Below are 7,526 nucleotides of genomic sequence, written 5' to 3' on the forward strand. Positions count from 1 at the left end.
CGAAGCGCTCAGCGCTCTGCGTGCACGATCCCGACGCGCTGGAACTCCTTGACCTCGGAGTATCCGGCTGTGGCCATGGCCCGGCGCAGCGCGCCGATGAGATTCGCGGTGCCGTCGGCCACGTGGGCCGGCCCGCCGATGATCTGCTCGAGCGGGGCGACACCGCCGACCTGCACCCGCGCGCCGCGCGGCAGATCGTCGTGGTGCGCCTCCTGGCCCCAGTGCCAGCCGCCGCCCGGGGCGTCGGTGGCGCGTGCGAGTGCTGCACCGAGCATGACCGCGTCCGCGCCGCAGGCGATCGCCTTGATCAGATCGCCCGAGGTGCCGAGCCCGCCGTCGGCGATCACGTGCACGTAGCGGCCGCCCGACTCGTCGAGGTAGTCGGTGCGGGCCCCGGCGACGTCGGCGATCGCGGTCGCCATGGGTGCGCGGATGCCCAGCGTGGCACGGGTGGTCGACGAGGCGCCCCCGCCGAAGCCGACGAGCACGCCGGCCGCGCCCGTGCGCATGAGGTGCAGGGCCGACTGGTAGGTCGCAGCGCCGCCGACGATCACCGGCACGTCGAGCTCGTAGATGAACTGCTTGAGGTTGAGCGGCTCGCGGCCCGGCACCGAGACGTGCTCGGCCGAGACGGTGTTGCCGCGGATCACGAAGAGGTCGACGCCCGCACCGATGACGGTCTCGGAGAACTCGGCGGTGCGGTGCGGCGACAGCGCGCCGGCCACCGTCACCCCGGCCTCGCGGATCTCGCCCAGGCGGGCCGTGATCAGCTCGGGGCGGATCGGGGCCGCGTACAGCTCCCGCATGCGGGCGAGCGCGGCCACCGGGTCGGAGATGGTCGCCAGATCGGCGAGCAGCGGCTCCGGGTTCTCGTGGCGGGTCCAGAGGCCCTCGAGGTTCAGCACGCCGAGGCCGCCGAGGCGGCCGAGCGCGATCGCCGTCGCGGGCGACATGACCGAGTCCATGGGGGCGCCCAGCACCGGGATCTCGAACTGGAACGCGTCGATGGTCCAGCTCGTCGAGACGAGCTCGGGGTCGCGGGTGCGCCGCGTCGGCACGATGCCGATCTCGTCGAAGGTGTACACGCGACGTGCGCGCTTGCCGCGGCCGATCTCGATCTCGTTGCTCACGAAACCAGCCTACCGGCCGCACGCCGATACGGCGAAGCCCCCGATCGCACGGGGGCGTCGGGGGCTTCGCCGGAGAGCGGATCAGCGCCGGTAGTTGGGCGCCTCGACCACCATCTGGATGTCGTGCGGGTGGCTCTCCTTGAGGCCCGCGGAGGTGATGCGGACGAACTCGCCGCGCTCCTTGAGCTCCGTGATCGAGCGCGCGCCCACGTAGAACATCGACTGGCGGAGGCCGCCGATCATCTGGTGCGCGACCGCTCCGACGGGCCCGCGGTAGGGCACCTGGCCCTCGATGCCCTCGGGAATCAGCTTCTCGTCGCTCGGGACGTCGGCCTGGAAGTAGCGGTCCTTCGAGTAGGAAGTGCGCTCACCGCGGGTCTGCAGCGCGCCGAGCGAGCCCATGCCGCGGTAGTTCTTGAACTGCTTGCCGCCCACGAACACCAGGTCCCCCGGGCTCTCGTCGGTACCGGCGAGCAGCGAGCCCATCATCACCGAGGACGCGCCGGCGACGAGCGCCTTCGCGATGTCGCCCGAGTACTGCAGGCCGCCGTCGGCGATCACGGGGACGCCCGCGGGCGTCGCGGCGCGCGCGGCCTCGTAGACCGCGGTCACCTGCGGCACGCCGACGCCGGCGATCACGCGGGTGGTGCAGATGGAGCCCGGCCCGACGCCGACCTTCACCGCGTCCGCGCCGGCCTCGACGAGCGCCTTGGCCCCGTTGTAGGTCGCGACGTTGCCGCCGATCACGTCGATGTGCGCGAACGCGGGATCGGCCTTGATCTTGGCGATGATGTCGAGCACGCCCTTGCTGTCGCCGTTGGCGGTGTCGACGACGAGCACGTCGACGCCCGCGTCGAGCAGCGAGGTGGCGCGCTTCCAGGCGTCGCCGAAGAAGCCGACCGCGGCGCCGACGCGCAGGCGACCCGCGTCGTCCTTGGTGGCGTTCGGGTACTGCTCCTCCTTGTCGAAGTCCTTCACCGTGATGAGCCCGGTGAGGCGACCCGACCCGTCGACGAGCGGCAGCTTCTCGATCTTGTGCTGGCGGAAGATCTCGGCGGCGTCGCCGCGGCTCATGCCGGTGCGACCCGTGATGAGGGGCATCTTGGTCATCGCGTCGCCGACGCGCACGCGGGAACGCTCGCCCGGATCGATGAACCGCATGTCGCGGTTCGTGATGATGCCGAGCAGGGTGCCCTGCTTGTCGACGACGGGCAGACCGCTCACGCGGTACTCGCCGCAGAGGGCGTCGACCTCGGCCACGGTCGCGTCGACCGTGGTGGTGACCGGGTTCGTGATCATGCCGGCTTCGCTGCGCTTGACGCGGTCGACCATCTCGGCCTGGTCCTGGATGGACAGGTTGCGGTGGAGGATTCCGAGGCCGCCGTTGCGGGCCATCGCGACCGCCATGCGCGTCTCGGTCACGGTGTCCATGGCCGCCGAGATGAGCGGGATCCCGAGCTCGATCCGGCGCGTAAGCCGGGTCGAGGTGTCGGCCTCGCTGGGGATGACGTCGGTGTGCGCCGGAAGCAGCAGCACATCGTCGTAGGTCAGACCGGTGAACGCGAAGGGATCGCGCTGTTCCATGGAGCCTCTTTCCGGGTCGGGATCGTTGCGAGGAGAACGGCGCATCCGCTGCCGTTGCACCATTCTAAACGCTGGACCCCCACCGCTTCTTCCCGCGGGTTCCCAGGCGGCTATCCGCCGAGGGCGATCGGCCCCGTCTTGGGCTCGGCCGTCACCCGCGCGTTCGGCCCGCGCCGCAGCGTCGCGACCATGTCGACGACGAGGAACACGAGCGCGATCCAGACCCCGATGAAGCCGATCCAGCGCGCCGTCGACATCACCTCGTGCATGACGAAGTAGCCGAACAGGAACCCGATCACCGGGGTCATGAACTGCAGGAAGCCGATGTAGGTGAGCGGGAGCCGCTGCGCGGCCTCGCCGAACAGGATCAGCGGGACCGCGGTGACGAGCCCGCTGAGCAGCACGAACACCGTCACGAGCGTGCCGTGGGAGAACGCGCCGAGCCCCGCGGGGAGCGCGGCGAGGATCGCGAGCTGCGTGAGCCCCACGGGCACCGAGACGATCGTCTCGACGGTGAGCCCCGTCACGCCGTCGACCGCGTCGATGCGCTGGTGCACGACGCCGTAGAGCCCGAACGACACGGCGAGGCCGATCGCGATCCAGGGGAACTGGCCGTAGGCGACCGTCGACACGAGCACGCCGAGACCGGCGATGGAGACCGCGATCCACTGCAGGCGCGATAGCTTCTCGCGCCAGAAGATCACGCCGAACAGGATCGTGAACAACGGATTGATGAAGTAGCCGAGGGCCGTTTCGAGCACGTGGCCCGAGATCACGCCGATGACGAAGAGCTGCCAGTTCGCGTAGAGCAGCAGCGATGCGAGCGCCAGCGCGCCGAGCTTCTTCGGCGAGCGCAGGATCCCGGCCACGGCGCCCCAGCGCCGGGTGATCGTGACGATCAGCGCGCAGATGATGAGAGTCGTGACGACCCGCCACGGCACGACCTCGAGCGGGTTCACCGACGCGATGACGGTGAAGAAGAGCGGGAAGGCTCCCCACATGAGGTAGGCCCCGAATCCGAAGGCCAATCCCGACCTGAACCGCGTCGTCGCCCCGTTTCCGCTCATCGATCCAGTCTAGTGATCGACGCGGACCCGGTCGATGCGCCCGCGGACGATCCTGTACGCGAAAGTTGGCGGAGCGAACAGAACGGGCCCCGGAGGCGATGCCTCCGGGGCCCATGTTCGCGCGGCCGGAAGGCCGCGGAGCGCTTAGCGGGTGACGACCGCGAGGACGTCGCGAGCCGAGAGCACGAGGTAGTCGGCGCCGCCGACCTTGACCTCGGTGCCGCCGAACTTCGAGTAGATCACCACGTCGCCGACCGCGATATCGAGCGGGACGCGAGCGCCGCTGTCGGAGACGCGGCCGGGGCCCACTGCCACGACCTCGCCCTCCTGGGGCTTCTCCTTGGCGCTGTCGGGGATGACGAGGCCCGAAGCGGTGGTCTGCTCGGCCTCGACCTGCTTGATGACGATTCGATCCTCGAGCGGCTTGATGGCAACCGACACGATTGACCCCTTTTCTGACGTGAACTGAAGATTGTGCGAGCGCCCGGAGGAAACCGGGCGTCGTGTGAAGTCTAGGGTCTGGTTTGGCACTCCTGCAAGGCGAGTGCCAGCGAATGCGCAGGTGATCGCGAGGGGCGAACGCGCGCGATCCGGCGGCGCCGTCTCGGAAACGATTCCGGCCGTGCGCACGGGCGCTCACGGCGCGGCATGCGAGGATGTTCGGCAACGGCCGGGAACTCCCCGGCGTCCGCCGCCGACGGCCCGAGGAAGAAGTACGAGATGTCGTTCCCCACCGACCCCGCCCAGCCCCCGCAGCAGCCCGAGCAGCCGGCCGCGCCCGAGCAGCCGGCTCCGCCTGCGCAGCCCGAAGCTCCGCAGTTCGTCGCCCCGCAGCCGAACGCCCCGCAGGTTCCGGCGCCGCAGGCCGCGCCGCAGCAGCCCTACGGCGCTCCCCAGCCCTACGGTGCACCGCAGCAGCCCTACGGCGCCCCGCAGCAGCCGTACGGCGCTCCCCAGGCCCCGTACGGAGCGCCCCAGCCCGGCGCCGTCCCGCAGTACGCGGCGTACCCCGCGCCCCCGGCCACCAACACGATGGCGATCATCGCGTTCATCGCGTCGTTCTTCATCCCGTTGCTCGGCATCATCCTCGGGCACATCAGCCTGGGCCAGATCAAGCGCACCGGCGAGAACGGCCGAGGCCTCGCGCTCGCCGGCACCATCATCGGATACGTGTGCACCGCGATCGTCGTGCTCTGGATCGGATTCGTCATCGTGATCTCGGTGATCGCCGCGGCATCGTCCAGCGGCTACTCCTACTCGAGCTACTGAGCACCCGCTCGCGCGCTCGACCGAGAGGAGGCCCCGGACCAACGTCCGGGGCCTCCTCTCGGTTTCGCAGACTCCTGATGACACGGGAAAACCGCCATGTCGTATGGTGGAAGCGCAGCAGGTATCGGCTGCACGAACGAGATCCGGAGCTCAGCATGTCGAACGCCACCCCGCAGGAGCCGCAGAACACCGGCGCGCAGCCCACTGTTCCGCAGCCCACCGCACCGCAGCAGCAGTTCACCGTTCCGCAGCCGACCGCGGCGCAGCCCTATGCCGCGACGCAGCAGTACCCCGCGGTCCCGCCGCAGCCGGCCCCGGCCTACAGCGCCGCCCCGCGCAAGCCCGAGGCCACCACCATGGGCCTCACCAACACCTACGCGGTCCTGGCCATCATCTTCGCGTTCATCGCGCCGCTCGCGGGCATCATCTTCGGGCACCTCTCGCTCGGCCAGATCAAGCGCACGGGCGATGCCGGCCGCGGCATCGCGCTCACCGGCCTCATCGTCAGCTACGCGTACTTCGTGGCGATCGCGCTCTTCTTCATCTTCTACATCGGCTTCATCTTCGTGATGATCGGCACGGCCGGCGCCGCCCTCTCGCAGACCGGCACCTACTGATCCATGGCGAAACCGCGCAGACGACCCCGGGGCGACGCCCCGGGGTCGTCCGTTTCACGCCCCGCCGACTCCCGCGCGTCGACGCCCCGTCCCTCCGCTGCTCCGGGCGGACGGGTCGCGGCGGCCGGCTCCGTGCTGCCCGGCTGGGATGAGCTCGCGACGCCCGCCGGCCTCGAGCTGCTCGACCGCATCGACGCGTCCACCGTGTCCGGGCTCGACGCCACCGCGATCGGACGCGGGCTGCGCGCCGAGGGGACCGATCCCGGACTGATCGCGGCGGCGCTGACCCAGCACGGCCTCCGTGTCCGCGCCGCGGCCAAGTTCGGATCGCGCCGCGCCGCACGCATGCTCTTCACCCCGGCGGGCCTCGAGCAGGCCTCCCGCTTCGCCGTCGCCGAGCGCCACGCGGCCCGGTTCCGGACGGCGGGATCGACCCGGGTCGCCGATCTCGGCTGCGGGATCGGCACCGAGTCGCTCGCCGTGCTCGAAGCGGGCCTGGTCCCGCGCGCGGTGGAGCTCGATCCGCTGACGGCGACGTTCGCCGCCCATAACCTCTCGATTGCCGGCGCCGACGACAGCGTGCGCGTCGGCGACGCCGAAGCGCTGGGCACGGCCGACGCCGACGCCGCGTTCCTCGATCCCGCCCGCCGCACCGCGGGGCATCGCGATACCCGACGGCTCGCCGGCCCCGACGACTACGCGCCCTCGCTCGGCTTCGCCTTCGGCCTCGCCGAACGGATGCCGACCGGTATCAAGCTCGGCCCCGGCTTCGACCGGGAACTCATCCCCGCCGATGCCGAAGCCCAGTGGGTCTCGGTCGGCGGGCAGCTCGTCGAGATGGGGCTGTGGTTCGGGGCCGCCGCGCGTCCGGGCGTCCGGCGCTCGGCGCTCGTCCTGCGCGCCTCCGGGGATCCCGATCCGGAACCCGTCGCCGATGAGCTGCACGCCGATGCCGACGCCGACGACGCCGAGGTGCGTCCGCTCGGCGGGTTCCTCTACGAACCCGACGGGGCCGTGATCCGAGCCCGGCTCATCGGCCTGCTCGCCGAGCAGCTGCGGGCCGGCATGCTGAGCGACGGGATCGCCTACCTGACGGGCGACGCGCTCGTGCCGACGCCGTTCGCGACGGCGTTCCGCGTGCTCGAGACGCTGCCCGTCAAAGAAGCGGAGCTGCGGCGCGCCCTCGCGGAGCGCTCGATCGGCACTCTCGAGATCAAGAAGCGCGGGATCGACGTCGACCCCGCTGCGCTGCGCACCCGGCTCAAGCTCCGCGGGGCCGAACGGGCGACGCTCGTGCTCACCCGCGCGGCGGGCAAGCACACGGCGCTGCTCGTCGAGCGCTGCTGACGCCCGTGAAGCGCCGGGAGGCCCGGATCCTCACGGATCCGGGCCTCCCGCCGCACTGTCTGGACCCTACGGAGTGGTCGTGATGTCGACGCTGGAGCAATCGATCGTCTGCCCCGCGATCTCGACCGTCGCCGCGCCGTTGGCGCACTGCTCGGCCGCGTTGCCGACCGCACCGAGTGCGAGCAGCGCCACGATCACGATGACCACGCCGGCGACCAGGCCGAGGATGCCGACGATGAGGCCGGTGAGGCTGAAGCCCTTGGGCTGCTTCTTCACCATCGCGACGATGCTGAGCACGATACCCACGAACGCGAGCGGGATCCCGAGGAACGGGAGGAAGCACAGCACCAGGCCCACGATCGAGAGCACCATGCCGGTGATCGCGAGGCCCTTCTTCGGCGCGGTATCGGTCGTGTAGGGCTGCGCTGCGCCGTAGCTCGGCACGCCCGGAGCCGCGGGGGCGGCGGGCGGGATCGGCGCCGCGACCGGCGGCACCGCGGCGGCGGGTGCGG

The 7,526-nt window shown here is 71.1% G+C and carries 7 protein-coding genes and 1 pseudogene; 3 read left to right on the plus strand and 5 right to left on the minus strand.

Features of this window, described 5'->3' with window-relative positions; translation table 11 throughout:
• Window positions 1-8: 8 nt before the first annotated feature.
• The 4 genes from XM48_RS14760 to groES form a co-directional block, all read right to left on the minus strand.
• Window positions 9-1,130, minus strand: coding sequence for a GuaB3 family IMP dehydrogenase-related protein (locus tag XM48_RS14760; protein WP_046456591.1), 1,122 nt, complete (start codon window positions 1,128-1,130; stop codon window positions 9-11).
• Window positions 1,131-1,211: 81 nt separating this feature from the next.
• On the minus strand, window positions 1,212-2,714 hold the full coding sequence (gene guaB / locus XM48_RS14765) for an IMP dehydrogenase (RefSeq protein ID WP_046456592.1): 1,503 nt from the start codon (window positions 2,712-2,714) through the stop codon (window positions 1,212-1,214).
• A 110-nt stretch (window positions 2,715-2,824) separates the two neighbouring features.
• Window positions 2,825-3,781: an EamA family transporter RarD gene (rarD, locus tag XM48_RS14770; protein WP_046456593.1), complete on the minus strand. Its 957-nt coding sequence runs from the start codon at window positions 3,779-3,781 to the stop codon at window positions 2,825-2,827.
• 144 nt (window positions 3,782-3,925) lie between these two features.
• Entirely contained in the window at window positions 3,926-4,222 is a 297-nt protein-coding gene (gene groES / locus XM48_RS14775) for a co-chaperone GroES (protein ID WP_046456594.1), read from the minus strand.
• Between the two features lie 279 nt (window positions 4,223-4,501).
• On the opposite strand from groES, the gene XM48_RS18570 reads away from it, so the two are divergent.
• The 3 genes from XM48_RS18570 to XM48_RS14790 all read left to right on the plus strand — a co-directional run bounded on the left by XM48_RS18570 (window position 4,502) and on the right by XM48_RS14790 (window position 7,014).
• A complete protein-coding gene (locus tag XM48_RS18570) occupies window positions 4,502-5,050 on the plus strand; it encodes a DUF4190 domain-containing protein (protein WP_046456595.1) in 549 nt (182 codons plus the stop codon).
• 155 nt (window positions 5,051-5,205) lie between these two features.
• Entirely contained in the window at window positions 5,206-5,667 is a 462-nt protein-coding gene (locus tag XM48_RS14785) for a DUF4190 domain-containing protein (protein ID WP_046456596.1), read from the plus strand.
• A gap of 3 nt (window positions 5,668-5,670) precedes the next feature.
• Window positions 5,671-7,014: a class I SAM-dependent methyltransferase gene (locus XM48_RS14790; protein ID WP_197074226.1), complete on the plus strand. Its 1,344-nt coding sequence runs from the start codon at window positions 5,671-5,673 to the stop codon at window positions 7,012-7,014.
• A gap of 66 nt (window positions 7,015-7,080) precedes the next feature.
• On the opposite strand, the pseudogene XM48_RS18350 reads toward XM48_RS14790, so the two are convergent.
• Window positions 7,081-7,526, minus strand: a pseudogene (locus XM48_RS18350) (hypothetical protein); the annotation flags it as partial.

The organism is Leucobacter sp. Ag1, assembly GCF_000980875.1.
GTDB classification, from domain to species: Bacteria; Actinomycetota; Actinomycetes; order Actinomycetales; family Microbacteriaceae; genus Leucobacter; species Leucobacter iarius.